The sequence below is a fragment of the Paraburkholderia sp. BL6669N2 genome (assembly GCF_003387275.1).
Lineage (GTDB): Bacteria > Pseudomonadota > Gammaproteobacteria > Burkholderiales > Burkholderiaceae > Paraburkholderia.
Genome location: NZ_QUNA01000002.1, coordinates 1,869,585 through 1,895,264 on the forward strand (window position 1 = coordinate 1,869,585; position 25,680 = coordinate 1,895,264).

Below are 25,680 nucleotides of genomic sequence, written 5' to 3' on the forward strand. Positions count from 1 at the left end.
CCGCGCGTCTATCGCTGCCGTTGCCGCTGTCTGGCCTGGAGCTTGCCATATTGCGAACGCGCAAAACGCCTGGTGGCGTTCCACATCAACGGATAGCGATCGCCCGGCACGGCGAACAGCACCAGCGCGCACAGCGCCAGCAAGCCGCAGAACAGAAACGTGCCGCGATAGCTGAACGCCTGCACCAGCAAACCCGACAACACGCCCGACAGAATCGAGCCGACGCGCGCCGCGTTGAAGAACAGCGCGGTGGCGCGGCCGGGTGCGTGCGGCATCAGATCCTGCACGTAGGTCATGCCGAGGCACGAGGTCACGGCGACCACGAAGGCGTTGAGCATCTGCATCGGAATCAGCACGTGGACGCTTCCCGCCAGCGACATGCCGACGAAATACACCGCGTGCACCGCGGCGCAGGCGGCCAGCCAGTTGGGCTTGTGCAGCGCCGACGACTTCGCGCCGAGCGCAAGCATCATCGGAATCTCCATCAAGGCGCCGAGGCCGAGCATGACCGACACGTCCAGATGCGTGCCGTTCAGCCCGTGCACGATATAGAGCGGCAGCACGATCATGGTCGCGTTGGCGGCGAGGCCGAGCAACGTGAGCGCGGCGACCGCGCGGCCGATGTCGTTGGCCGAGGCGACGCCCGGCAAATCCTCGTGCGCGTCTTCGCCGGGCGTGGTGAGCGGCGGCACGGTGATCGAAGCCGACGGCTCCGACGCGGTGTCTTCCACCGTGTGATCGCCGAGGTGGCCTTGCGGCTCGCGCATGCGCCAGACGATGGTCGCGCAGGCGCCGAAACTGGCCGCGGCGAACAGGAAAAGTCCGTAAAAGCTGCTGGCGGCGAGCACCAGCGCGCCCACCGACGGCCCGAACACCCACGCCGCCGACAGAATGGTCCGCAAGGTCGCGCTGGCGAACACGCGCTCCGCCGGATCCGCCACCGGCAAGGCGGCGCGGCTGAACGAGAACACCATCGAAATGGCCGAGCCGCCCGCGCCGATAAAGACGATCCCGACCACCAGCAGCAGCCGGTAATCACGCACCACGCATAAACACAAATAGCCGAGCGCCGCGGCGATCAGTGCCGCCAGCAGCAAGGGCCGGTGCCGTCCGCTCGCGTCGCTCCAGCGGCCCGCGAAGGTGCTGGCGAGCACCCCGCTCGCCGCGATCAGCGTCATGAACACGCCGAGCCTGAACGGCGTCATGCCGGCGCGCTCGACGCCGAAGAGTGAGAGATACGGAGCGGTGAACGACATCGCCACGCCGAGCATGAGCGTCGCGGCAGCTAGCGGCTTGAAGCCGGGAATGCGCAGTAGATCGAAAAAACGTGAGGTCTTTAACACGAGGGGCGGTGGGTCAGGGAAAGCGAGTCTGCGACGCGCAATGCACGCCGCACACTTCGTGGCCGGAACGACCGGGGCATTATCGGCTTAGCTCGCGGGCGCGTAAACCCGTGCCACCGCGTCCCAAAATTGCACGCCGCAAGCTTTCCGCACGGCTGACGGCGTGGAGCATTCCCCGAGCGCGCGTTACAGCACGACGTAACCGCGTTTCTCCAAGGTCCAGCGGTGCCATTGATTGCCATACATACCGCACGCGATACCGAACAGCACCGAGAGCACGAGTCCGATCAGGTCGGCGGTTTCGCCCCATAGACCCGAGCAGAAAAGCAGCAGGTTGATCGCCAGCATGACGAAAGCGGCAAACCACATCTTCTTCGACAACGCCCATACGAAGCCCAGCAGACACGCGCCCCAGCTAAAGCCGGTGGCCACCGCGACGGTTTCTTCCTTGCCGGGGCATCGCAGATAAATCTTTTCGCCCATTTCTTCCCTTTCCGACCTCGATGATTCGCCGCACGACGGCGACACCCGGACGAATATTTAACACGCCATGCCGGCAAGACTATGAGTTTGCGTGAAATTCACAGCGACGCGCATTCGGGCAAGGCCACGCTCACTGACGATTCCAGGCATAGCTGCTACTCTTGCCAAATCCGCCCGCAGGGGACGCCACGACGGCGCAAACCCTTGCCCGTAAAGGTTAAACCGCTCCGGAGCACGCATGGCAACCCAGACAGCCTATTCTTCTCACGCCCCCTCGCGAGCCCAACTCGACGCCTTGCCGGGTGCCACCCTCGTCGAATTCGGCACGGACTGGTGCGGCTACTGCCAGGGCGCGCAGGCGTCGATTGCCCAGGCCCTCGAACCGCACGACGGCCTTAGGCATCTGAAGATCGAGGACGGCCCGGGCCGGCCGCTCGGCCGCTCGTTCAAGGTCAAACTCTGGCCCACGCTGATCCTGATGCGCGACGGCGCGGAAGTCGCGCGCGTAGTACGCCCGGCCAACGCCGCAGCAGTCGCCGACGTTCTGACGTCGCTCTAGTTCGCACGGTGCATGCCGCGCTTGATGCGCGGCGCCATCCCAACCCGACACGGATCATGCGACAAGCCATCCATCACCTGAGCGTCAAGGCCCGCAGCCGCGGCCTGGTCGAATTCACCGACGAAGCGCGCCGCTTCGTCGCCGCGCAGGCGATCGACACCGGCCTGCTGACGCTGTTTTGCCGGCATACGTCCGCCTCATTGCTGATTCAGGAGAATGCCGACCCGTCCGTGCAGCGCGATCTGGAGCGCTACTTCGCGAGCCTCGCGCCCGAAGACGCCGAGCGCTACGAACACGGCGCCGAAGGCCCGGACGACATGCCGGCTCATTTGCGCACCGCGCTCACGCAAGTGCAACTGTCGGTGCCGGTCGAGCATGCGCAGATGGTGCTCGGCACATGGCAAGGCTTGTATCTGTTCGAGCATCGCCGTCACACGCAGCAGCGTGACATCGTGCTGCATCTGATCGGCGAATGACGACCCGCTCACCGCCTCACAGCGGCGCTCCGCCGAATGCCTGGCGCTGCGCGAGCGATACGAAGGCCTGCGCGTCGCGCGCCGCCTGCACCACCGCCGCCATGCCGAAGAACTCGTGCGTCGCGCCCCGATAATTGCGATGCTCGACCGGCACGCCCGCGCTGTGCAGTTTCTGCGCGAGCTTCTCACCGTCCGAGCGCAGCGGATCGATGCCCGCCGTCACGATCACGGCCGGCGGCAAGCGTGACAGATCCACGCTCACTACGTCGATTAACGGACTGGTGAGATCGCTCTCGCTGTTGATCACGTTATGCATGAACCACAGCATCATCGGCTTGTTCAAGGGTTTAGCGTTACGGTTCTCTTCATAAGAGATCGACACGATGTTGTTGCTCGCCACCGGATAGATGAGCGCCTGGTGCATCGGCATGCGGACACCGCTGTTGCGCGCGCGGATCGACACGTTGATCGCCAGATTGGCGCCGGCGCTCTCGCCCATGATCGCGATCTTGCCGGGGTCGCCACCGAGGTTCGCCGCGTTCCCGATCAGCCAGTGCCACGCGGCGAACGCGTCGTCATGCGCGGCGGGCAAACGGTGTTCGGGCGCCTGCCGGTAATGCGCGGACACCACGATGGCCCGGCTGAGCGCCGCCATCGAACGCGGCGTGGCGTCGTAGGTATCGAGGTCGGCAATCACCCAGCCGCCGCCGTGAAAATACAGAATGAGCGGGAACGGCCCTTCGCCTTGCGGCGTGTAGACCCGCGCCGGATTGCTGCCGGCCGCGCCGGGAATCATGATGTCCTGGGTGCGCACCGCCTCCAGTTCGAGCGCGGGTCGCGCACTGAATGCGGGGTCCTGCATCAGCTTTTTGACGGCGTCGGCGGGCGTTGGCTGGCGCCTTGCCTCCTCCACCGTGCACTCTTCGATGGGCTTCGGGTTCAGACTCGCGAACGCGTCGAGCACCGCCTTCATGTCGGGGTCGGCATGTCCCGTTGGATCCATGCCGACCATGCCTTTGATCGTATCGCCGAGTGTCATGTCCATGCTCCTGCAAAAAATGAAGGGGCACGGACTCATCGGAGGCTTTCAGGACCGGCGCTCGACAACCGTGCATGCGGTCGAATTCAGCAAGCGCTATACCTATGGACGAAGTGCAATTCGGGCTATGTCTGCGCTACTGCCCCTTTGTATCGCTGCTCGCGTCGGCGCCCGGCATATTGGTCGAATCGGTTGCCGGCTTCGTCTTCGACGACTTCATGTGATGCTTTTTAGTCGACTTTGAATGCGCCATTGCGCCCGATGCCTGCATGTCGCCGCCTTCACGCGTCGCGCCGGCATTGGTGCCCGCGCTCGGGTCGTTGCCTGCCGGACCGCCACCGCCGCCTCCGCTGCCCTGTGCCATCGCGATCGAGGAAGCGGCGAGCATCGCCGAGATAAGGATTGCGCTGCGAGTCTTGTTTCCGAGGTTCATGACTTTCTCCCGTGCGAAAAGAAGCGGGTTGCGCCAACCGGTTCGACCAGATGCGCATACCTCGTCTTTCTCTCAGCAAGGGGTGTGCCGCGAGTCATGGAGCACTTCGAACATCCCACGCGGGGTACCGCCAACAGCGAGCCTATGGTTCACACGCCACCAGCGCGTGCAATTCGTCGATGTTGAATGGCTTGGCGAGTATCGCCACGCCGAGCCGGCGTGCACGTTCGAGTTCGTCGGCGTAGCCGGTCATCAGGGCGATCTTCTGCGACGGCCACGCGCTGCGCACCTTCTCGGCGAGGTCGATGCCGTTGAGCTTGCCGGGCATCTGGATGTCGGACAGCACGAGTTCGAAGCGTGCGCCGCCCGTGAGGACGTCGAGCGCCTGGTCGGCGGTGGGTTCATGGCGCACCTCGCAACCGAAGGTCTCCAAGACCGCCGCCACGCCTGCCGCGACATCTTCGTTGTCTTCGACCAGCAGCACGACGCCGCTCGGCGCCGGCACCGGCGCTGGGACTGTCCCGCTCTGCACCGTCGCCGCCTTCTGGCGTTCGCGATAGCGCGGCAAATATAGCCGCACCGTCGTGCCGCTGCCCGGCACACTGTCGATCTTCGCTGTACCGCCCGCCTGCTCGCACATGGAAAGCACCTGTGCGAGGCCGAGGCCCGTGCCCGAACCGTGCAGCCGGGTGGTGAAAAGCGGCTCGAAGGCGCGCCGCGCGACGGCTTCGGGCATGCCCTCGCCGTCGTCGGAACAGGCAATCAGCACGTATTCGCCGTCGGGCAGCAAGGTATCGCTTGCGACCAGCCGGTTGTTCTGGCAACGAATCACGAAGCGTCCGCCGCGCGGCATCGCATCGCGCGCGTTGACGGCCAGGTTCATGATCGCGAATTCGAGATCGGTCGGATCGGCCAGCACCTGCCAGACCTGATCGACCATGTTCAAGGCCAGCTCCACCTTATCGCCAAGCGCGGCGTCGATCAGTGGCACGGCGGCGGGCAGCCACGTGGCGAGTTCGAGCGGCCGCTGTTTGAGCGGCTGCTTGCGCGCCACGCTCAGAAGGCGTCGCGTGAGCGATTCGGCGGTGGCGGTGGCACGCTCCACCGCCAGCACTTCTTTCTCAACGTTGTTGAAGCGCTTGAGCCGCGCGAGTTCCGTGTTGGCGGACACCACCATCAGCAGATTGTTGAAATCGTGCGCGACGTTGGCGACAAGATTGCCGAGCGCGCCCATGCGCTGAAGTTGCCGGCTCGCGGCTTCGGCGGACAGACGCATCGCCACTTCGCCCTGCCAGCGTTCCCAAGCCCGACGCTCGCCTTCGAGCTGACGCAGTGAGTAGACCACCAGCAGCCAGATGGCGAGGCAAGGCAGCGCAGTCAATGCCGCGATCATGATGAAGTGCCGCCGCCATGCTTCGCCGATCGACGAAGTGGCATAGGCGCTCATCACATAGAGCGGATAGTCGCCGACACGGCGAAACGCCAGCAGCCGCTCCACGCCATCCACGCTGGAATTCAAACGGACATGGCCGGACAGTTGTTTGTCTCGCAACGCCTGCGTGAATTTGCTCTGCGGACTGGGCTTCGCGCCCGCCGGCCACGGCGGGTAGCGCACCAGCAGGTTGCCGTCCTGGCGATACAGGCCGAGCGCCAGCGACGCATCGCCGTTGGTCAGTTCACGATAGAAGCGCGAGAAGTATTCGTTGCGCAACGCCACCGAGACCACGCCAAGAAACTGGCCGTTGGCGTCGGAGCGGCCCGTCGCGGTGGTGAACACATTGGTCTGTGATAGCGGGCCGAACATCGGCAGCGAAAAATACGGCTGCGGGCGCATCGCTTTCGCGCTGGTGAAGTCTTCGCGCTGGGCAATCGACAGGGCGGGCGCGGGAAACGTGCGGCTCGACACCAGTAGGTCGCCCTTCGCGCCGAGCAGATAGATAGACGAGACCTGCGGAAAGTCGCCGCCGATTCCACGCAGACGGTCGTGCAGCATCGCTTCGCGCGCGCGGATTTGCGCGTCGTCGTCGTTGCCGAGCAGTTCGACGATGCGCGATGACATCTGCTGGTTCAGGTCCAGCACCTTGGCGGCCTGTTCCTCCGCGACGCGCGCGAGCCGGTCGATCATGTCGTTCGAATCGGCGATCCGGCGCTGGTAATCGAAGTAGCCGTAGCCCGCAAGGCAGATCAGAGGAAACACAATCGAAACGGCGAGAACGATCAGCAGCATGCGCCGCGTTGCCGCGAAATTGCGCGACGGCATGGGGAAATCGACTGCTGCACGTTCCGCACGTTGCACGGTCACGATCTCCATAAGGTTCAACACAGGTCAGGGACACCATGGCGCGGCACGCTCGCCGCATGTTCGTGCGCTATTTCCTTTTCCCCGAATTTACCGCACTTCGGCCGTTCTCCATAGTGCGGCGGCCGAGCAAGAGCGCGCTTGCAGCGGCGCGTGCGGCTAGGCACATGGATTGCTGCTGCGTAAGAGTTCGGCGGCCTGCAAGGCGTGCTGTATCGCGGCGTGATCCTGCGCTTTGCACGGCTCGCGCTGTTCTACGCTGTGTTTTCTTATTCCATCGTCCGCGAGGAACCGGCCATGCCCACGACACCTCTATGCGTCGCTCAGCTCTCGCAATTGCGAACCGACCGCGCTGAACGTGTCGTGGTGAACGACGAAAAGATTCTGCTGGTGCGCGACGGCGATACCGTGCACGCCTATTCCGCCGATTGCCCGCACGCCGGCGGTCCACTCGAAGAAGGCGCGCTCTGCCACGGCCGGATCATCTGTCCATGGCACAAGGGGACGTTCGACGTCGCCACCGGCAATGTGCGCGAACCGCCCGCGCTGGTCGCGCTCGACCGCTATCCCGTGGTGGTCGCAGGCGACGACGTGATGGTCACGCCGGAAAAAATCCTGCAGCCGGTGCGCAATGCCAGCGACAAACAACCGCATTACGTGGTGATCGGCGCGGGCGCGGCAGGCGCCGCCGCTTGCGCGGCTCTGCGCGAGTGTGGCTTTGGCGGCCGCATCACGCTCGTAGGCTATGAGGCGCATGCGCCCTACGACCGCACTTCGCTAAGCAAATTCGTGCCGTCCGGTGAAATGGCGCCCACGGATGTACCGCCGCTTCTGGCGCCGGACTGGCTCGAGCGGCACGACGTCGAACGGATCGTCCAGAAGGTTGCGCGGCTCGATGTGCCCGCCCGCACGATTCATTTCGAAAGCGGCGCCGCCCTGACTTACGACACGGCCTTGCTTGCGACTGGCAGCGTGCCGAAGCTTCCCCACATTCCCGGTGTGGAGCTCGGCGGCGTACACGTGCTGCGCAGTCTCGACGATGCCGCCGCGCTCGTCGACGCCGTCGGCGACGATGCCGCCCAGACTCAGGTCGTCATTCTGGGCAGCAGCTTCATCGGACTCGAAACGGCTTCCGCGCTACGCAAACGCGGCACGCCGGTGACCGTCATATCGCCCGAGAAAGTACCGTTCGCCAGGCAATTTGGCGAGCGCGCGGGCGCGATGTTCCGCGAGCTTCACGAGCGCAACGGCGTGGTGTTCCATCTCGAAGCGAAGGTCGCTTCGCTCGAAGGCGAAGAAGGCAACGTGCATCAGGTGATGCTCGAAAACGGCGAGCATGTCGCCGCCGACATCGTGCTGTTGGGCACGGGCGTAACGCCGGCCACAGGTTTTGTCGAAGGCCTGCCCCTGCAGAAAGACGGCGGCGTGCTCGTCAATGCGGGCATGCAGGCTGCGTGCGGTCTCTACGCGGCGGGCGATATCGCCGTGTTTCCTTTGCATGAAGATCAGGAACCGGTGCGTATCGAACATTGGCGCGTCGCGCAGCAGCACGCGCGCATCGCCGCGCAAAACATGTGCGGCGCGCGTCATCGCTATGTCGGCGTGCCGTATTTCTGGACCTATCACTTCGGCAAGAACTTCGAGTATCTCGGCCATGCGAGCGAGTGGGACGAGATCGTGACCGATGGCGACCTCGATCGTCAGCAATTCGTCTCGCTGTATGTGAAGAACGACAAGGTGGTCGCCGTGCTCGCCTGCGAACGCGAAGCGCACACCGCGCGGCTGATCGATGCGATGAGAGGCGGCGTGTCGCGCGCGGAAGCGTTGGCGATTGTCGGCGGCGCTTCGTGTGTCACGAAATGAATAACCGGTAACCTGAAGGAGAAACGCGATGACAGAACACAAGGAAAAGCACCCGCACTCGAACAAGAGCGAGAAGCAGATTGACAAGCAGGTCGAAGACAGCTTCCCCGCGAGCGATCCGCCTTCCACCGGCGGCACGACGAAGATCGTCCCCGACAAGGAAGCCGCTACGAAAGACAAATCGGACGCAAAGAAACCGGCTGCGCACTAGGCCGCGCCAAGCGGAGATGAACCGCCCAGCCGGATTGCCGGCGGGCGGTTTTTTTAATGAGGTATCGCACCGTTCAGACGCCCCGCAATAGCATTGCCGCGCAAAGAGAACCACCGTCAATGGCATCGTGGCGAGTTAACCATTGACCGCGACGACGGATAGTTCTTCCTCGGTCCGGCTTCTCGCTGTCTCCACACGCCCGCAAGCCGTGAGAATTTCCTGCAGCGTGCTCGCATAACACTCCGCCCCGATTGCGCTTTGCAGGTCCGCGCTCCACTTCTCCGTATCTTCCGCCGCCCACAATCCGACCACGATCGACACGTTCGGCAAGCGTGCGCGAATGCGCCTGACCAGATAGCGCAAGTGCGACGGAATGCCGTCGATCTGCAAGTAGAGAATGCAGACGATGCCGACATCGTCCGCGTCGAGCTGATCGATCGACGAGCGCGATGCGGCCTCATGCGGCAACGCACGCGAGATGAACCCGTGTTTGCCCAGCAACTGCAACAGGATGGTTGTCGCCAATGCGTCGAGCGGGCCGCGTCCGGGAATGCACAGCACGCGACTGCTCGCGGGGAGCGAAGACTGGTTCGTGCCGGCTTCTGCCAAATTGCCTGGCGTAACGGGCCGTGGATTCGCTGCTTCAGCTTGTGCATCATCGGAGGCGCCGGAAGCTGAAGGCGCCAGCGGCCCCACCGCGGTCCAGGTTTCGCCCGTGGCAGAGGTCGCCGGCTCGTTGTCGTCATAACCGTCGAGGCCGTCCACGAGGTCGTTCGTCGTCGCCTCGATGCGTGCAAGCTGCGTCGCCGTGACGCTGCCACGCATGACATCGTTGGCCGCGAGTTGCAGGCCCTTGATCGCCACCTCGTCGTAATATGCCGACAGGGAGCGCTCGCGCAGCAGCAGTTCGGCTTGCTCGATCGCTTCGTCCGGGTCGCCGGCCAGCGCACGCTGATAAAAGTTTTCGACCGGCGTCAACGCCGGCTGGTCGCCCAACAGCACGTCGAGAAATTCCAGGCGCCGCACATGCCGGCCGAGCACCAGCAGGCAAAGCGTCAACGGCGTCGACAGAATCAAGCCTATCGGCCCCCAGATCCAGCTCCAGAAAATCGCGGCCACCACGACCGAAAACGGCGAGAGGCCGGTGCTGCGTCCATACAGCAGCGGCTCGACGATTTGCCCCACCAGCACTTCCACGCTGACGAACAGCGCCATCGACCAGATCGCCATCGTCCAGCCTGGACTCACGGCGGCGGCGAGCGCGGTGGCCAGCGTCGCCGAAATCCAGATGCCGACGTAAGGCACGAGCCGAAGCAGCGCCGCGAGAATGCCCCACAGAATCGGACTCGGCACACCGATCATGAACAGCCCCGTGCCGATGATCACGCCGACGCCCGCATTCAGGCCGAGTTGCGAAACGAAGTAGCGGCTCAAACGCCGCGCGGCTTCGTCCATGACTGTGGTCGTGCGGTGCAGGTCGCGCGAGCCGAACAGACGGATTGCGCGGTCGCGCAAATCGTCGCGTTGCAGCAGGATCACCACCATCACGACAAAAACGATAAAGGCCGTTTCGAGCGGACTAATTGCCGGCGACAACACGCGTCTCGCGAGCTCGAACGGCGTCGGCACCGGCTCGCGCACTTCGACCGGCACGGCGGCGGGTTCGCCAGATGTCGAATGCGCCGTGCCGCGCGACACCGGGCCAGGCCGCGGCGCGATCTGCGGCGGCTCGACCGTCGCGCGTTGCAGCGCCTGGCCGGCGGCGCTTGCAAACCCGTTCAGTTTGCCGATGGTCAGGCTGTGCATCGTTTCCATCTTCTGCTCGATGGTCGCCTGATAACGTGGCATGCCGGCCGCCAGATCGGTCAGTTGCGTGGCGATCACCGCGCCGAGCAGGCCGATCACCGACACCGAGATCACCACGGCGGCGAACACGGACGCTACATGTCCGAGCCGCAAACGCATCAACGCGTTGGCGAGCGGCGCGACAAGAAAGCTGAGCAGAATCGCAAGCGTGATTGGAATTAGCACGGCGCTCGCGAAATACAGGCAAGCGACCACGGTGATGCCCACCGCGAGTGAGATCAGGCTGTCGAGGCCAAAGGCCGTGGCGGGCGCGCGAATGTGGGTGGCCGGCCTCACGCCGCGCGGTTCGGGGATGTCCTTCATGTGCGCCAGTCTGTCCGGTTCTGCTCAGTTCGCATTCCTGTCAGGCGAGACCGACGAGGCGAGTTGAGCACGTCGATACTGTCGACGTGCCGACGCCATGTCGTGCCTCGCTCATGCGTTCAATCTTTGTCCCGTCGCGATAGCTCACTTACTTCGATGGCTCGCCAGAGACCGGCCCACTTTCCACTGGTGGTGCTTCCTTCTCGATGTCGGCGCGTGCCTGGTCCCAATACTCGTCAGGCGTGCCTTTCGGTTCATCAGCCTGCTCCCACAGGTAATAAGCGCGCGTGCGAATCTGTTCCTCTTGAGAGGTTTGTTCCTGTTCCATTTGATCACCTCGGTTGACCTGGCGTGGGCCGATATCGGCTGCGCTGCACGCAACCCGCCGCCCAACAGCGGCATGCGCGCAGTCCTTGCAATCGAGCAAGCGCTATACCCGGCAGCGCGAGCTCGACAGCGTTTCAGGCCTTATTGCGTCAAGCTCCCGCGGCGGGTTCGCTTTCGTCAGTGGTGAGCTGCTCTTCGAGGCGGTCGAATACACGCTGCGTCGCGCGGTTCGGTGTGTCGAGTGCGAACAGCAGGAGTGAGCGTCCCGTCACCTGATACGCGTCGCCGGTGCTGAACAGCGGCAATTCTGAACGCACCGGCATGTTGGTATCGAGCAGGCAGGTCCACTGATCGCCGTCGGGAATGTCGGGCAGCGTAAAGTTGACGACATCGTGGTGAGCGTTCAGCACCAGCAGCAAGGTCGCGTCCGAAGCCGGACGGCGAATGCCGCTCGCCTGCGCGCGGCCGTCTATCACGAGGCCGAAGCAGCGCATCGACGGATCGTCCCACTGTTCCTGCGAGAGATCCGTGCCGTCGGGCGAGAGCCAACGCGCGTCGGTCACGTCCAGCGCCTCGTTATATTCACCGATGATAAAGCGGCCACGCCGCAAAACCGGCAGACGGTGGCGCAACGTGGTCAGATTCTTGACGAACTCGATGAGCGCGCGGCCGTCGTCGTCGATGGCGTCCCAATTCACCCAACTGATCTCGTTGTCCTGACAATAGGCGTTGTTGTTGCCCTGCTGCGTACGGCCGAATTCATCGCCCGCGAGTATCATCGGCGTGCCTTGCGAAAGCAGCAACGTGGCCAGCAGATTGCGTTTCTGGCGCTCGCGCTGTTGGCGAATGTCCGGGTCGTCGGTCGGACCTTCCACGCCCATGTTCCAGGACTTGTTGTCGGAGTGGCCGTCCTTGTTGTCCTCGCCGTTGGCTTCGTTGTGTTTGTCGTTGTACGAGACCAGATCGTTCAGCGTGAAGCCGTCGTGCGCGGCGATGAAGTTCACGCTGGCCCACGGCCGGCGGCCGCGATGATTGAACTTGTCGCCCGAACCGGTGAGACGCGTGGCGAGATCGGGCACCTTGCCTTCGTCACCCTTCCAGTATTCGCGCACCGTGTCGCGAAAGCGGTCGTTCCATTCGGCCCAGCCGGGCGGAAAGCCACCGACCTGATAGCCGCCCGGGCCGCAATCCCACGGCTCGGCAATCAGCCGCACGCTAGAGAGCACCGGGTCCTGCCGGCAACTGTCGAGGAAGCCGCCGCCTTCGTCGAAGCCGTGCTGCTCGCGGCCAAGAATCGTGGCGAGATCGAAACGGAAACCGTCCACCTTCATTTCCGTCACCCAGTAGCGCAGGCTGTCGGTCACCATCTGCAGCACGCGCGGGTGCGACAGATTCAGCGTGTTGCCGGTCCCGGTATCGTTGATGTAGTAGCGCGGCTCGTCGGGCATCAGGCGGTAGTACGATGCGTTGTCGATGCCCTTGAACGAGATCGTCGGGCCACGCTCGTTGCCTTCCGCGGTGTGGTTGTAGACCACGTCGAGAATGACTTCGAGATTGTTGTTGTGAAAGCGGTCCACCATCTCCTTGAACTCGCCCACCGAATCAGTCGACGACGCGAAGAAACGTGGGTCGGCCGCGAAGAAACCTATTGTGTTGTAACCCCAGTAATTGGTGAGGCCCTTCTCCAGCAGATAACTGTCGTTAACAAAGGTCTGGACGGGCATCAGTTCGACTGACGTCACACCGAGGTTCCTGATGTAGTCGAGCACGACCTGCTGACCGAGTCCGGCGAACGTGCCGCGCAGATCTTCCGGTACTTCTGGATGCCGTTTGGTAAATCCCCGCACATGGGCTTCGTAAAAAATTACGCGCTCCCACGGCAACGCGTTCCGTTCAGGATGACTCCACGAAAAGTTGGCATCGACCACCTTGCACTTGGGCACGAAGGGCGCGCTGTCGCGCTCGTCGAAAGACAGGTCGCCCTGTTCGGAATCCAGCGTATAGCCGAAGATTTCCGGCGCCCATTTGAGCTCGCCGATATGCGCCTTTGCATAGGGATCGAGCAACAGCTTGTTCGGATTGAAACGATGGCCCTTCTCCGGTTCATAAGGGCCGTGCACGCGATAGCCGTAAACCGCGCCCGGTTTGAGGTTCGGCACGAACACGTGCCACACCTCGTCGGTATATTCCGGCAGTTCGATGCGTTCGATTTCGTTTTCGCCGGTTTCATCGAACAGACATAGTTCGACCTTGGTGGCGTGCGCCGAGAACAGCGCGAAATTGACACCGCTTCCGTTCCATGTCGCGCCAAGCGGAAAAGGCGTGCCTTCCGAGATGCGCGTCGAGTAATTGGTCTGGGATGACATAGGGGTTCCTGTGGAAGCTAGAGGCGCGGGCGCGCGTGTTTGTTTAGTGCAAGCGTGATTCAGTCGATGCAGGCGTCTCCGGCGACATGGAATGCGCGATCGGAGCTTCGAACAGCAGCCCGCTGATTTAGCAAATTCCAGACCTGAAAGGTTCGACACGGCTGCGTGCGCGGCGCGGCACAACTCTTGCAGCAGCAGGGTGAAAACTGATTCAGTGAAGCGGCGGCATGAGAAGCGCCGCATATGCCATCAGGGAGAAATCATCATGCAACGAATACAGATCAAACCGCTGGCCGCCACCGCCCTGCTTCTCGCCACGCTGGCGTCGTACGGCAACGCGTACGCTCAGGGCGCGCCTCAGGCCATCACCGAAAGACGTACGGACGTGGTGCAACTCGCCAGCGGCTACCGCGCGTCGAAGCTGAGTGGCGCCGATGTTTACAACAAAACGAAGGACACGATCGGCACGCTGGACGATCTGATCGTCTCGCCGAGCGGTGATCGCAGCACATACGCCATTCTGTCGGTAGGCGGATTTCTGGGCATGGGCAAACATCTAGTCGCCGTGCCGTTTAACGACTTACAGATCAACAACCGCCGGGTGGTACTGCCAGAGGCCACGAAGAAATCGCTCGAGGCGCTACCTGAATTCAAGTACGCACCGGATTGAGAGAGGGTTTTAATTTCGTTGACCGGCTGCAAGGGCCCGGCCTTGCAGACCGGTGCAAACCATGGGCTCTCTACGACGGGCCCGTCGCATGCAGCGCCGCCGCTGATTCGAGCACCCGCAGCAGGCGCTCGGGCGTCAACGGTTTCGCGCAATGCGCATCAAACCCTGCGGCTTTGGCGCGCGCCCGGTCGTCACGTGAGGCAGACGCTGTACATGCCACCAGCAACATATGCGAAGTTGAAGGATCGGCGCGCAGCCGCCGAGCCAGTTCGAGACCATCCAGACCCGGCATCCTGATGTCCAGCACGACTGCAAAGGGCTGCCAGTCGCAGGCCATCTCGCAGACGGCGAACGGATCCTCGAGCGCCCGGCACTCGAAGCCGTCCGCAGCGAGCAACATCTGCAATGCATCTGCCGCTTCCCGGTAATCGTCCACCACGAGGACGCGCCGGTGCGATGCCATCGCGTACTGGATAGGCCGCCACACTACGACGTCTTCGTTATCGTCCATCCGGTCGTCGAACCTCACCATTCTCTCCTTGGCTTTTTCCCTTGTGCCACTCGCGGGCACTTCGAAACCTGCGCGCAAGATTCGCTCCTGACACGCGGACAAAACTCATCGTTCGCCACACGATGGTTTTCCGGTTGCGTCGCGTTCGCGTACGCCCTCACCTCATCACCTTAGCTCAGGCAATAAAATGCCGCTGACTAAAAACCCAGCACCGTTTTAGGGATTTGTACTCAGCGGGTTATCCCGCACGGTTGTCGATGAAGCCCTTCAGCATGGCGAGCGTGTCGGCGTCGTCGATGTGTTTATCAGTACGCCAACGCAACATGCGTGGAAAACGCACTGCCACGCCGGACTTATGACGCGGACTCGCCTGAATGCCTTCGAAGCCGATTTCAAAAACCAGCGTGGGGGTGACGCTGCGCACGGGGCCGAATTTTTCGATCGTGGTCTTGCGCACGATCGCGTCGACCTGACGCATTTCTTCGTCGGTTAGACCGGAATAAGCCTTCGCGAAGGGCACCAACGTGCGCACGCCGTTCGCCTCGTCCCATACCGCGAAAGTGAAATCCGTGTAGAGACTCGCGCGACGGCCGTGGCCGCGTTGCGCATAGAGCAGCACGGCATCGACTGCATACGGATCGATCTTCCATTTCCACCATGTACCGGAGGCTTTGGTACGGCCCACGCCGTACATCGATTCGCGCTGCTTGACCATGAGCCCTTCCACGCCACGCGAACGGCTCTCGTCGCGCAATGCGGCAAGCGCCTCCCAGTCCGCTGCACGAACGAGCGGCGACACGCGCAGCAGATCGTGCGCGAGTGTGCCTTCGATTGAAACGGCCAACGCCTCCAGTTGCGCGCGCCGCTCGACGAGCGGCGTCATGCGCAGGTCCCGGCCGTGCGCTTCGAGCAGATCGTACGCAAGCAGCGTGGCCGGCGAATCGGCGAGGATTTTTTTAGTCAGCGTTTTACGGGCGATGCGCGGTTGCAGCCGCGCAAACGGTAATGGCGCGATGGCGCCGGGTTCCCACGCGAGAATCTCGCCGTCGACCACGAAACCGTCCGGCAAGGCATCGCCCAACGCCGCCACTTCGGGGAAGCGATCCGTGATCAGATCCTCTCCGCGTGACCATAACCAGACACGTCCACCGCGTTTGACGAGTTGCGCGCGAATGCCGTCCCACTTCCATTCGATCTGCCATTGCGAGGGATCGCCGAGCGTTGTGGGATCGGCTTGCAATGGATGCGCGAGAAAGAACGGATACGGCAGGCCGAGGTCGCTCTGCTGCTGGTGCTCGCCAGGCTGCATCTCGTCGCCAGTCGCTTCGGGTGCGATCAAACGCAGATAGCGCGCGGCATCGGGCTTCTGTTGCGAATCGGTCCAACCGACCATGCGTTGCGCGATCCGCTTATGATCGACGCCCGCGACTTCCGCTAGCGCCCTCACCACCAGTTGCCGCGCGACGCCCACCCGAAACCCGCCGCCAATCAGTTTGGTCAGCAGAAACCGGCCGCCCCAATCGAGTTCGTCCCAGTAGCCGATCAAACGCGTGCGCAACTCTTCCGGCGCCACACCGCGCAAGGTCAGCACACGTTGCTCGATCCATTGTGTGAGGCCCAGTTCGGAACTACGTTGCGCGGGCGGCAGGATATGGGCGATGGTTTCGGCCAGATCGCCCACTGCGTGATAGGACTCTTCGAACAACCACGCCGGCAATCCCGCGCGTTCGCGGGCAATCTCGGTGAGCAGACGCGTCGGCACCGATTGGCGCGGTTTGCCGCCGGCAAGAAAATACGACGCCCACGCCGCATCTTCCGGTTCGGCCACGGCGAAGTAGCTGGTCAATGCTTCGAGTTTGTCGTGCGTGGACGTGGTCGCGTCGAGCGCGGTGTAGAGAGCGGCGAAGCGTTTCATGCGCGGCTCGACGGGTTGGCCGTGTGGCCCTGGTCATCAGCCGACACAGCCTGCTCTGCTGCTGTCTGATCGAACTCGAGCGGCACGCTGCGCGCCGCGGCGGTTTCGTCCGCACCCGCGGCATCCGCTTCGACTGTATCGTCGCCATATTGCGTTTCAAACGCACCGGCCTCGAGGCCTTGCTCGCGCAACCAGCGCACCATCGGTTCGACCGAGCCATGCGTGACGATCACGCGTTCGGCGCCCGTCGCCTGTATGGCTGTTTGCAGGCTCGGCCAATCGGCATGATCCGACAGCACGAAGCCGCGGTCGACACCACGCCTGCGGCGCGCGCCACGCAGACGCATCCAGCCGGATGCAAACGCATCGCTATAGTCGCCGAAGCGCTTGAGCCATGCGCTGCCTTGCGCGGATGGCGGCGCCACGATCAGTGCCTGACGGAACGCCGCCTTGTCCTTGACCGGTATCTCGCTGACAGGCCGCACAGGCGGCAAATGCACGCCGGCGTCCCGATACGCGCGATTGAGCGGTTCCACGGCGCCTTGACAGAAAATCGGCCCAATGCCGGCATCGACACTGGCGAGCACGCGCTGCGCCTTGCCGAATGAATAGCAGAACAGCACGGACGCGCGTCCTTCGGCAGCGTTATGACGCCACCACGAATCGACGCCGTCGAATACGGCTTGCGGCGCGTCCCACCGGTAGATCGGCAGGCCGAAGGTCGACTCGGTAATGAAGGTGTCGCAGCGCACCGGTTCGAAGGCATCGCAGGTCGGGTCGGGGTCGAGTTTGTAGTCGCCTGAAGCCACCCACACGCGCCCACGATGTTCGATCCGCACTTGCGCCGAGCCGAGTACATGCCCTGCGGGATGCAGCGACACCGTCGTGCCGTTAAGATCGAGGCGCTCGCCATACCCCAGGGTTTGCAGCGATATGCCGGGCAAACGCGACAGCAGCACGTTCGCCCCGGCTTGCGACGCAAGGTAGTGCCGGTGCCCGAAGCGCGCGTGGTCGGAATGCGCGTGCGTGATCACCGCCCGGTCGACGGGACGCCACGGATCGATATAGAAGTCGCCAGGCGGACAATACAATCCCTCTGGCCGTGCCACCACGAGGTCCGCGAGGTCTGCTTCGTCAGAGGCTATAGTCAATGGGGGTTCCAGTGGAAAAGCGGGCGCGTTGCAGCAGGTCGATGCAAGCTCGACACATCGGCCAAGCAAACTGCATTCCCGGCGTGTGCTATTGAACCGAAGCGCCGAAGAGAAGCGGCAATCGCCGAAAAGAAGCGGCAATGTCAGCGTGGCTGCATTCTTGCTTGAGTATGCAGGAGCAACAAGGTACGCGCATCGGCAAAGCCCGCATTCCGGCAGGTCAGCCACGCGCGTTGCGAGGTCCCATGCAAACCATCATCGATGACCACGCGTTATATGTGGCGAAACATCCCGGCGCATTCGTGCTGCAAACCCTGAAGGCATTTCGCGCCAACCAGGGCTTGCTGCTCGCCGGCGCGGTCGCGTATTACGCGTTATTGTCGATCGTACCGCTCATGATCCTGATCGTGATCGCCCTGTCGCGCTTCGTGCCCCAGCACGTGTTGCTCGCGGCGCTCGCGCATCTGTTGCAATGGCTGGTGCCGGGCCAGTCGAACGCGCTGGTGCGCGAGCTGGCCAATTTTCTGTCGCATCGCGCGGTGATCGGCTGGGTCTTGCTGCTGACGATGATCTTCTTCAGTTCGCTGGCCTTCACCGTGCTCGAGAACGCGATGTCGCTGATTTTCGTCCATCGTGTGGTGGTCCGGCGGCGGCACTTCCTGCTCTCGGCGATGCTGCCGTATTGCTACATTCTGTGTCTCGGCGTCGGCATCCTGATCGTCACCTTCGTGTCGAGCGGACTCGAAGCGATCGGCGCCGAAGGCATCGATCTGTTCGGATTGCATGTTTCGTTGCAGGGACTCTCGCGCGTCGTGCTGTATCTGCTCGGCCTCGCGGGCGAGGTCTTCGTGCTGACCTCGATCTATATGGTGATGCCGGTCGGTCGCCCTTCGCTCAGGCATGCGCTGTTCGGCGGCGTGGTCGCCGCCGTGCTGTGGGAGATTACGCGGCACGTGCTGGTCTGGTACTTCGCCACCCTCTCGCAGGTGAGCGTGGTCTACGGATCGCTGACCATGGCCATCGTCATCCTGTTCAGCCTTGAATGGCTCGCGACCTTGCTGCTGCTCGGGGCGCAGGTGATTTCGCAATACGAACGCTTCGGGATCGAGCCGCTTCAGGCGCCGCAGCCCGACATCAAGACCGGGTGAGTGCTCGCCGCGAGGCGTGCTACGGCCAGGGAACAAGGCCGTGGGGCAAGACTGCGGTAACATTCTGCTGAATACCGGCCGAGGCGCACGCCTGGCATAACCGCCTCTTCCAGCCGGCAGGCTTCAGGATCCCACCATGAGCATCACCCAGCGCAACAACATACAGATTTCCGGCAACGGCAAGCGGACCATGGTGCTGGCGCACGGTTTCGGTTGCGATCAGAGCATGTGGCGCTACCTCGCACCGTCGTTTCAGGACGAATACCGGACCGTGGTGTTCGATCATGTCGGCAGCGGCTCGTCGGATCTGAGCGCCTACGACATCGACAAGTACGACTCGCTGTACGGCTACGCCAGCGACCTGATCGAGATCATCCGTGAAGTTGCCGACGGCCCGGTGGTGTTCGTCGGCCACTCGGTCAGCGCGATGATCGGCCTGATCGCGAGCCTCAAGGCGCCGCAACTCTTCTCCGCTCTGATCATGGTGGGCCCGTCGCCCTGTTACGTGAACGACGGCGACTACGTCGGCGGCTTCTCGCGCGAAGACATCGAAGATCTGCTGCGTACGCTCGAAAGCAATTACCTCGGCTGGTCGAGCGCAATGGCGCCGGCCATCATGGGCGCGCCGGAGCAGCCGGAACTCGGCGTCGAACTGACCAACAGTTTCTGCCGCACCGATCCCGAGATCGCCCGGCAATTCGCGCGCGTCACGTTTCTCTCCGACCAGCGCGCGATACTCTCGCGCGCCACCACACCCACGCTGATTCTGCAAAGTAGCGACGACATCATCGCGCCGTGCGTGGTCGGCGAATACCTGCACCGCACGATTCCCGGCAGCACGCTGCATCTCATCGAGAACGTCGGCCATTGTCCACATCTAAGCGCGCCGAGCGCAAGCGCGGCCGCGATGAATTCCTTCCTCGCGCCGATGAGCCTGTAGCACGATGCATAGCACGGACCGCCCGCTGCCCTCAGCCGACACGTTGTTCGAGCACGCCGCCTGCGGCCTGCTTGTCACCGACGCCAATGGCCGCATTGTGCGCGTGAACGCGACCTTCTGCGGCTGGCTCGGCTATGACAGCGCGGAGCTCGCCGGGGCGAGGCAAATCCAGGATCTGCTGAGCGCCGGCGGCAAGGTGTTCTATCAGACGCATTGGGCGCCGCTTCTGCAAATGCAGGGTTCGGTGGCCGAGGTCAAGCTGAACATGCTGCATCGCGACGGCCACATGGTGCCGATGCTGCTCAACGCGGTGCGCCGCCGTCATGGCGAGGTGACTTACCTCGAAGTGGCGGTGCTGATCGTCGCGGACCGTCACAAGTACGAGCAGGAGTTGCTGCTCGCGCGGCGCAATGCCGAGGCGTCCGTGGCCGCGCATCAGCTCGCGCAGCGCGAGTTGCAGGAAAGCCGCGACGTGCTGAGCCTCGCCATGCGCGGCGCGCGCATGGGCGCGTGGTCGCACGAGCCGAAGTCGGGCAAGCTCTGGTGGAGCCGCGAACTCGAAGCGCTCGCGGGCTATGCCGAAGGCCGCTTTGCCAACACGCCCGGCGGCTTTTTCGAACTGATTCATCCGGGCGATCTGATCGCGCTGAACGAGGCCGTGGACCACGCGGTGGAAACCGGTGACGACTATGTCGCCGAGTTCCGTTTTCTGCACGCAAGCGGCGACTGGTGCTGGATGGAAGGCCGCGGGCGCGCCACTTACGACCGCCAGGGCGAGCCGCTGACGATCTACGGCCTCGGCATCGACATCACCGAACGCAAGGAAGCGCAGACGGTCCTGCTGCGCCAGGCGGCAATCTTCGAACACCTGAGCGACGCGATCGTGATCACCGATCTGCGCGGCAATATCACGGACTTCAACGTGGGCGGCGAACGCATGCTGGGTTATCGCATGCGTGAGATTCTCGGCAAGCCGGTCGCGCTCCTGCTGCCGCCGGACCAGGCGTTGAGCATTCGCCGCGAAGCGCTCGCGGCACTGGCCGCCGAAGGCACATGGCGCGGCGAATTGCCGTTCGTGCGGCGCGACGGCTCGCGCGGCGTGTGCGAAACCGTGATCAAGCCGCTCGCCAACGCGCGCGGCGATATCTACGGCGCGGTCAGCATCAATCGCGACATCACCGGGCGCCGGCACGCGGAGCAGCAACTCACGCGGCTGAACCGCGAACTCTCGAATGCCGATCGCCGCAAGGACGAATTTCTCGCCACGCTCGCACACGAACTGCGCAATCCGCTCGCGCCGATGCGCAACGTGCTCGAAATTCTGCGCCTGAAAGAGTTTGCCGATCCGCAATTGAGCTGGTCGCGCGACGTGTTCGACCGGCAACTCCAGCACATGACGCATCTGGTCGACGATCTGCTGGAAGTCTCGCGCATCACTCAGGGCAAGCTCGAGTTGCGCAAGCAGCGTCTCGAACTGGCACGCGCGATGCAATCGGCCATGGAAGCGGCGCGGCCGACCGTGCAGGCCTCGTCCCATCATCTGAGCGTGACGCTGCCTCGCGAGCCGCTCTATCTGGTCGCCGATCCCACACGGCTGTCGCAGATGATCCTGAATCTGCTGAACAACGCCGCCAAGTACACGCCGCCCGGCGGAACCATCTCGCTCGCGGCGGAACGCGAAGGCGACGAAGCCGTGATCGTCGTGCGCGATTCCGGCATCGGCATTCCAGCCGAGCATCTGGACAACGTGTTCGAAATGTTCTCGCAACTCGCGCCGGCGTTGGACCGCTCGCAAGGCGGACTCGGCATCGGCCTCGCGCTGGTGCGCGGCCTCGCGGAACTGCACGGCGGCACGGTCGCGGCCTTTAGCGACGGTCCCGGCAAAGGCAGCGAATTCGTGATCCGGCTGCCGGTGACGACAACCGCGGCGCTGCCGTCCGACAGCGCGCCGCCCGAGGCACCACATGCGGGCGGCCTGCGCGTCGTGATCGTCGACGACAATGCGGACGCCGCCGAGAGCCTCGCGATGGTGCTCGAACTCGAAGGCCACGAAGTCCGCACGGCCGGTGACGGCATCGCGGGTCTCGAACTGATCGGCGCGTTCGCGCCGCAGGCGGTGATTCTCGACATCGGCTTACCGCAACTGAACGGCTATGAAGTGGCGCGGCGGATTCGCCAGGATTACCAGCACGCGGGCATTGTGCTGATCGCCGTCACCGGCTGGGGCCAGCAGCAGGACAAGCAGACTGCTCTCGCCGCGGGATTCGACCATCACTTCACCAAGCCGGTCGACCCCGGCGAGTTGCAGCGGGTGTTGAGCCCGCAGCGTGCGTGAGTGAGTGATCAACGCGCCTTGTTAAACTGACGCGATTTCCGCCCGCCTCTCTTTATGCCCTTCGACACCGTTGCCGCTTTCGCCGCTGCCTCGTGCGAAACCGTTTCGCCCCGCACTGGCGCAGCCGCCCATGCTTGACGACGCCCAGGTCACACGCACCCTCGCCGCGCGCGGCATCGTGCCCGACGCGAACCAGCGCGAAGCGATCGCCGCGCTCGTCACATTGCTCGGCGCGAACGGCCCGCGCGCGCGTTCCGCCGCGACAGCGCCGCATCAGGGCGTGTATTGCCATGGGCTGCCTGGGCGCGGCAAGAGTCTGGTGGTCGATACTGTGTTCGAGTTGGCGACCTGCCGCAAGCGGCGTCTGCACTTCCACGAATTTCTGCGCGAGATGAACCGGCGGCTCGTCATCGAGCCGAGCGGCGACGACCGCCTCGGCTCGGTCTCGCGGCAATGGCTCGACGGTATCGAGCTGCTGTGCTTCGACGAATTCCACGTACACGATATCGCCGATGCATTTCTGATGGGCCGCTTTCTCGATACGGCGATCGGGCTCGGCACGCGCATCGTGCTCACCTCGAACTATGCGCCGGAAGGTCTGCTGCCCGACCCGGAGTTTCACGAGCGCTTTTTGCCGACCATCGAGCAGATCAAACGCTGCTTTACCGTGATTCATTTCGACGGCGCGCGCGACTACCGCTTCGGCGGTGAACAAGCGCAGGTGCCGCATTTCTTCGCGCCACTCGATGCCGCCACCCGCGAGGCATTGCTGCGGATTTTCGTGCGCTATGAAGGCAGCGAAACGCTCGATCCCGTCACGGTGAGCGCGGCGGGCCGACCGCTTGTCGCACGCGCGGCGGGCGCGGCTTTGCTATGGGCGGACTTCGAGAATCTGTGCGTGGCGAGCCGCTCGCATCTCGACTACCTGGACCTCGCCGAGCAATGGCACGGTCTGATCCTGGACAACGTGCGCAACGAATGGTTGAGTACATCTCACACGCTGCAACGGCTGATCTGGCTGGTCGATATCTTCTACGACCGCAAGCGTGCGCTGTTTATCGCGTCCGATGAACCAATCGAGACGGCGCTCAGCGGTCTGCAAGGCGCGCACGATCTGTCGCGCACACTGAGCCGGCTCGCCGACATGCAATCGCGCGCATATCGCAACACGCTCGACGGAACGCGCGAGGTTTCAGCGGACACGCCGGCCGATGCGCTGGACGATTCCGCGTAAGCCAGAGCACCCTGGGCGCGTTTCCATAAAAAACCGGCGGTTTTCATCAAACCGCCGGCTTTTTCGCTGCGCACCTTTTCGTGCCCTCACTCCTGACTACGCTTCGACTTCACCCGCTCGATCTGCTGCTTCGCCGCTTCATACACACGCTCCGGCGTGAAGCCGAACTTCTTCTTCAGATCGGCGAGCGGCGCGGATGCGCCGAACGTATGCATCACCACCTGCGCGCCGAGCCGACCCACATAGCGGTCCCAGCCGAGCGAGGCAGCCTGTTCGACGGCGACACGCGCGTCGACGTCCGAGGGCAGCACCGATTCCTGATACGCCTCGTCCTGGCGCTCGAAGATGTCCCACGACGGCATCGACACCACGCGCGCCGCGATCCCCTCGCCCTTGAGCTTCTCGTACACGTCGACGCAGATCGAGAGTTCGCTGCCCGTCGCCATCAGGATCACTTGCGGCTTTTGTCCATCGGCTGCGTCGGCGAGCACATACGCGCCCTTCTGCGTACCGCTGGCGGCGGCATAGCGGCTGCGGTCCAGCGTGGGCAACGCCTGGCGCGACACGACGATGCACGACGGCCGGCGCGGATCCGACAGCGCCACGCGCCAGGCCTCGGCGACTTCGTTGGCATCGCCCGGACGCAGCACGGTGAGCCCGGGCACGCCGCGCAATGAGGCCAGCTGCTCGATCGGCTGATGGGTCGGACCGTCTTCGCCCACGCCGATCGAATCGTGCGTGAACACGAAGATCGACGGCACTTCCATGATCGCCGACAGGCGAATCGGCGGCTTCATGTAGTCGCTGAAAATCAGGAACGTGGAGCCGAACGGCCGCAGATTCGACAGCGCGAGGCCGTTTACCGCCGCGCCCATCGCGTGTTCGCGAATGCCGAAGTGCAGATTGCAGCCGCCGTAGCTATCGTGCTCGAAGCTGCCGGCGCCCTCGAATTTCAGGTTGGTTTTGGTGGACGGCGAGAGATCCGCCGAGCCGCCGATCATCCAGGGCACGCGGGCGGCGATCGCGTTGAGCACCTTGCCCGACGAATCGCGTGACGCGACGCCCTTCGGGTCGGCGTCGAACGTGGGGATGTCGCTGTCCCAGCCCGCCGGCAATTCGTGCGCTTCCATCTGCGCGAATTCACGCGCGAGTTCCGGATACTTCCTGCTGTATGCGTCGTACTGGGCCTGCCATGCCTCGCGCGCCGCCTTGCCGCGCGCGCCGATGCCGGCCGCGAAGCGCTCGTGCACGCCGTCGGGCACATAGAAGAACTTGTCCTCCGGCCAGCCATACGCCTTCTTGGTGAGCGCCACTTCTTCGACGCCGAGCGCCTCGCCGTGGGCCGAGGAACTGTCCTGCTTGTGCGGCGAACCCCAGCCGATGATGCTGTGCACGACAATCAGCGTCGGCCTGTCGGTGATGCTTTTTGCCTCGACGAAAGCGGCCTCGAGCGCGGCGGCGTCGTTGGCGTCGTTCACGCGCAGCGTGTGCCAGTTGTAGCCGCGGAACCGGCTTTCGACGTTGTCGCTGTACGCGAGGTCCGTGTGGCCCTCGATCGTCACGCGGTTGCTGTCGTAGATCCAGATCAGATTGGACAGTTTCAGATGCCCGGCGAGCGATGCCGCTTCGTGCGAGATGCCTTCCATCATGTCGCCGTCGCCGCATAGCGCGTAGACGCGATGGTCGAAGAGCGGCGCATCCGGCTGGTTGAAGTGGCTCTCGCACCAGCGCCCCGCCATCGCCATGCCGACGCTGTTGCCGAGCCCCTGGCCGAGCGGGCCGGTGGTGGTTTCGACGCCGGTGGTCATGCGGTACTCGGGGTGTCCCGGCGTGTTGCTGTCGATCTGGCGGAAATGCTCGATGTCGTCCAGCGAGACGGAGGGCCTGCCGGTCGGCTTGCCCTCGTCGTCCACCGCTTTCACGTTGGCCAGATGCAGCAGCGAATACAGCAGCATCGACGCATGCCCCACCGAGAGCACGAAGCGATCGCGGTTCGGCCACAACGGCTCGTCCGGATCGTAAACAAGATGGTTTTGCCACAGATGATAGGCCACGGGTGCCAGTGCCATCGGCGTGCCGGGGTGACCGGAATTGGCCTTTTGCACAGCGTCCATCGACAGCGTGCGGATCGTGTTGATGCACAGCTGATCGAGGGCGGGATCGTTTTGCATGGGACACTCCTTGTTCGGCGGTTGAAGAGAAAGCCGG

General features: G+C 63.6%; 21 protein-coding genes. 9 read left to right on the forward strand and 12 right to left on the reverse strand.

Annotation, left to right across the window (positions count from 1 at the left end; genetic code table 11):
- Positions 1 to 8 precede the first annotated feature (8 nt).
- Together B0G80_RS30875 and B0G80_RS30880 are read right to left on the reverse strand one after the other, a co-directional pair.
- The gene (locus B0G80_RS30875) at positions 9 to 1,343 is read right to left on the reverse strand and encodes a sugar efflux transporter (RefSeq protein ID WP_116121717.1); all 1,335 of its coding nucleotides are present in this window, start codon (positions 1,341 to 1,343) and stop codon (positions 9 to 11) included.
- 186 nt (positions 1,344 to 1,529) lie between these two features.
- Positions 1,530 to 1,826 (reverse strand): DUF2628 domain-containing protein, encoded by a 297-nt coding sequence (locus B0G80_RS30880; RefSeq protein ID WP_116121718.1) that lies wholly within the window; start codon positions 1,824 to 1,826, stop codon positions 1,530 to 1,532.
- A gap of 238 nt (positions 1,827 to 2,064) precedes the next feature.
- Here B0G80_RS30880 and B0G80_RS30885 point away from each other — a divergent pair, with 238 nt between their 5' ends.
- Together B0G80_RS30885 and B0G80_RS30890 are read left to right on the forward strand one after the other, a co-directional pair.
- The gene (locus B0G80_RS30885) at positions 2,065 to 2,385 is read left to right on the forward strand and encodes a thioredoxin family protein (protein ID WP_116121719.1); all 321 of its coding nucleotides are present in this window, start codon (positions 2,065 to 2,067) and stop codon (positions 2,383 to 2,385) included.
- A gap of 56 nt (positions 2,386 to 2,441) precedes the next feature.
- Positions 2,442 to 2,861 carry a secondary thiamine-phosphate synthase enzyme YjbQ gene (locus B0G80_RS30890; protein ID WP_116121720.1) on the forward strand — a complete coding sequence of 140 codons (420 nt, stop codon included), beginning with the start codon at positions 2,442 to 2,444 and terminating at the stop codon, positions 2,859 to 2,861.
- A 16-nt stretch (positions 2,862 to 2,877) separates the two neighbouring features.
- Here B0G80_RS30890 and B0G80_RS30895 read toward each other — a convergent pair whose 3' ends face one another.
- The 3 genes from B0G80_RS30895 to B0G80_RS30905 form a co-directional block, all read right to left on the reverse strand.
- Positions 2,878 to 3,900: an alpha/beta hydrolase gene (locus B0G80_RS30895; protein WP_116121721.1), complete on the reverse strand. Its 1,023-nt coding sequence runs from the start codon at positions 3,898 to 3,900 to the stop codon at positions 2,878 to 2,880.
- 136 nt (positions 3,901 to 4,036) lie between these two features.
- Positions 4,037 to 4,333 carry a hypothetical protein gene (locus tag B0G80_RS30900; RefSeq protein ID WP_116121722.1) on the reverse strand — a complete coding sequence of 99 codons (297 nt, stop codon included), beginning with the start codon at positions 4,331 to 4,333 and terminating at the stop codon, positions 4,037 to 4,039.
- A 142-nt stretch (positions 4,334 to 4,475) separates the two neighbouring features.
- Positions 4,476 to 6,629 carry a hybrid sensor histidine kinase/response regulator gene (locus B0G80_RS30905; protein ID WP_181920100.1) on the reverse strand — a complete coding sequence of 718 codons (2,154 nt, stop codon included), beginning with the start codon at positions 6,627 to 6,629 and terminating at the stop codon, positions 4,476 to 4,478.
- A 300-nt stretch (positions 6,630 to 6,929) separates the two neighbouring features.
- On the opposite strand from B0G80_RS30905, the gene B0G80_RS30910 reads away from it, so the two are divergent.
- Both B0G80_RS30910 and B0G80_RS30915 read left to right on the forward strand, forming a co-directional pair.
- A complete protein-coding gene (locus tag B0G80_RS30910; RefSeq protein ID WP_116123781.1) occupies positions 6,930 to 8,495 on the forward strand; it encodes an FAD-dependent oxidoreductase in 1,566 nt (521 codons plus the stop codon).
- A 28-nt stretch (positions 8,496 to 8,523) separates the two neighbouring features.
- Positions 8,524 to 8,706 carry a hypothetical protein gene (locus B0G80_RS30915; protein WP_116121724.1) on the forward strand — a complete coding sequence of 61 codons (183 nt, stop codon included), beginning with the start codon at positions 8,524 to 8,526 and terminating at the stop codon, positions 8,704 to 8,706.
- A 135-nt stretch (positions 8,707 to 8,841) separates the two neighbouring features.
- Here B0G80_RS30915 and B0G80_RS30920 read toward each other — a convergent pair whose 3' ends face one another.
- From B0G80_RS30920 to glgX, 3 genes are all read right to left on the reverse strand, one after another.
- On the reverse strand, positions 8,842 to 10,875 hold the full coding sequence (locus B0G80_RS30920) for an AI-2E family transporter (RefSeq protein ID WP_116121725.1): 2,034 nt from the start codon (positions 10,873 to 10,875) through the stop codon (positions 8,842 to 8,844).
- 148 nt (positions 10,876 to 11,023) lie between these two features.
- The gene (locus B0G80_RS30925; RefSeq protein WP_106278084.1) at positions 11,024 to 11,203 is read right to left on the reverse strand and encodes a DUF2934 domain-containing protein; all 180 of its coding nucleotides are present in this window, start codon (positions 11,201 to 11,203) and stop codon (positions 11,024 to 11,026) included.
- A gap of 148 nt (positions 11,204 to 11,351) precedes the next feature.
- Entirely contained in the window at positions 11,352 to 13,568 is a 2,217-nt protein-coding gene (gene glgX / locus B0G80_RS30930; RefSeq protein WP_116121726.1) for a glycogen debranching protein GlgX, read from the reverse strand.
- 265 nt (positions 13,569 to 13,833) lie between these two features.
- Here glgX and B0G80_RS30935 point away from each other — a divergent pair, with 265 nt between their 5' ends.
- Positions 13,834 to 14,238: a PRC-barrel domain-containing protein gene (locus B0G80_RS30935; protein WP_181196487.1), complete on the forward strand. Its 405-nt coding sequence runs from the start codon at positions 13,834 to 13,836 to the stop codon at positions 14,236 to 14,238.
- Between the two features lie 70 nt (positions 14,239 to 14,308).
- Here the strand turns inward: B0G80_RS30935 and B0G80_RS30940 are convergent, their stop codons facing one another.
- From B0G80_RS30940 to B0G80_RS30950, 3 genes are all read right to left on the reverse strand, one after another.
- The gene (locus B0G80_RS30940) at positions 14,309 to 14,770 is read right to left on the reverse strand and encodes a response regulator (RefSeq protein WP_116121727.1); all 462 of its coding nucleotides are present in this window, start codon (positions 14,768 to 14,770) and stop codon (positions 14,309 to 14,311) included.
- Between the two features lie 217 nt (positions 14,771 to 14,987).
- Positions 14,988 to 16,664: an ATP-dependent DNA ligase gene (locus B0G80_RS30945; RefSeq protein WP_116121728.1), complete on the reverse strand. Its 1,677-nt coding sequence runs from the start codon at positions 16,662 to 16,664 to the stop codon at positions 14,988 to 14,990.
- Positions 16,661 to 17,815, reverse strand: a complete 1,155-nt coding sequence (locus B0G80_RS30950) for a ligase-associated DNA damage response exonuclease (protein WP_116121729.1) — start codon at positions 17,813 to 17,815, stop codon at positions 16,661 to 16,663. The genes B0G80_RS30945 and B0G80_RS30950 overlap by 4 nt, the downstream gene beginning before the upstream one ends.
- Before the next feature lie 245 nt (positions 17,816 to 18,060).
- Here B0G80_RS30950 and B0G80_RS30955 point away from each other — a divergent pair, with 245 nt between their 5' ends.
- From B0G80_RS30955 to zapE, 4 genes are all read left to right on the forward strand, one after another.
- A complete protein-coding gene (locus B0G80_RS30955) occupies positions 18,061 to 18,963 on the forward strand; it encodes a YihY/virulence factor BrkB family protein (protein WP_116123782.1) in 903 nt (300 codons plus the stop codon).
- A gap of 136 nt (positions 18,964 to 19,099) precedes the next feature.
- Positions 19,100 to 19,903: an alpha/beta fold hydrolase gene (locus B0G80_RS30960; protein ID WP_106278093.1), complete on the forward strand. Its 804-nt coding sequence runs from the start codon at positions 19,100 to 19,102 to the stop codon at positions 19,901 to 19,903.
- Between the two features lie 4 nt (positions 19,904 to 19,907).
- Positions 19,908 to 22,238, forward strand: coding sequence for a PAS domain S-box protein (locus B0G80_RS30965; protein WP_116121730.1), 2,331 nt, complete (start codon positions 19,908 to 19,910; stop codon positions 22,236 to 22,238).
- Between the two features lie 130 nt (positions 22,239 to 22,368).
- Positions 22,369 to 23,472: a cell division protein ZapE gene (zapE, locus tag B0G80_RS30970; RefSeq protein WP_116121731.1), complete on the forward strand. Its 1,104-nt coding sequence runs from the start codon at positions 22,369 to 22,371 to the stop codon at positions 23,470 to 23,472.
- An 86-nt stretch (positions 23,473 to 23,558) separates the two neighbouring features.
- On the opposite strand, the gene tkt is transcribed toward zapE, so the two are convergent.
- Positions 23,559 to 25,643 carry a transketolase gene (gene tkt, locus B0G80_RS30975; RefSeq protein WP_116121732.1) on the reverse strand — a complete coding sequence of 695 codons (2,085 nt, stop codon included), beginning with the start codon at positions 25,641 to 25,643 and terminating at the stop codon, positions 23,559 to 23,561.
- Between the last annotated feature and the right edge of the window lie 37 nt (positions 25,644 to 25,680).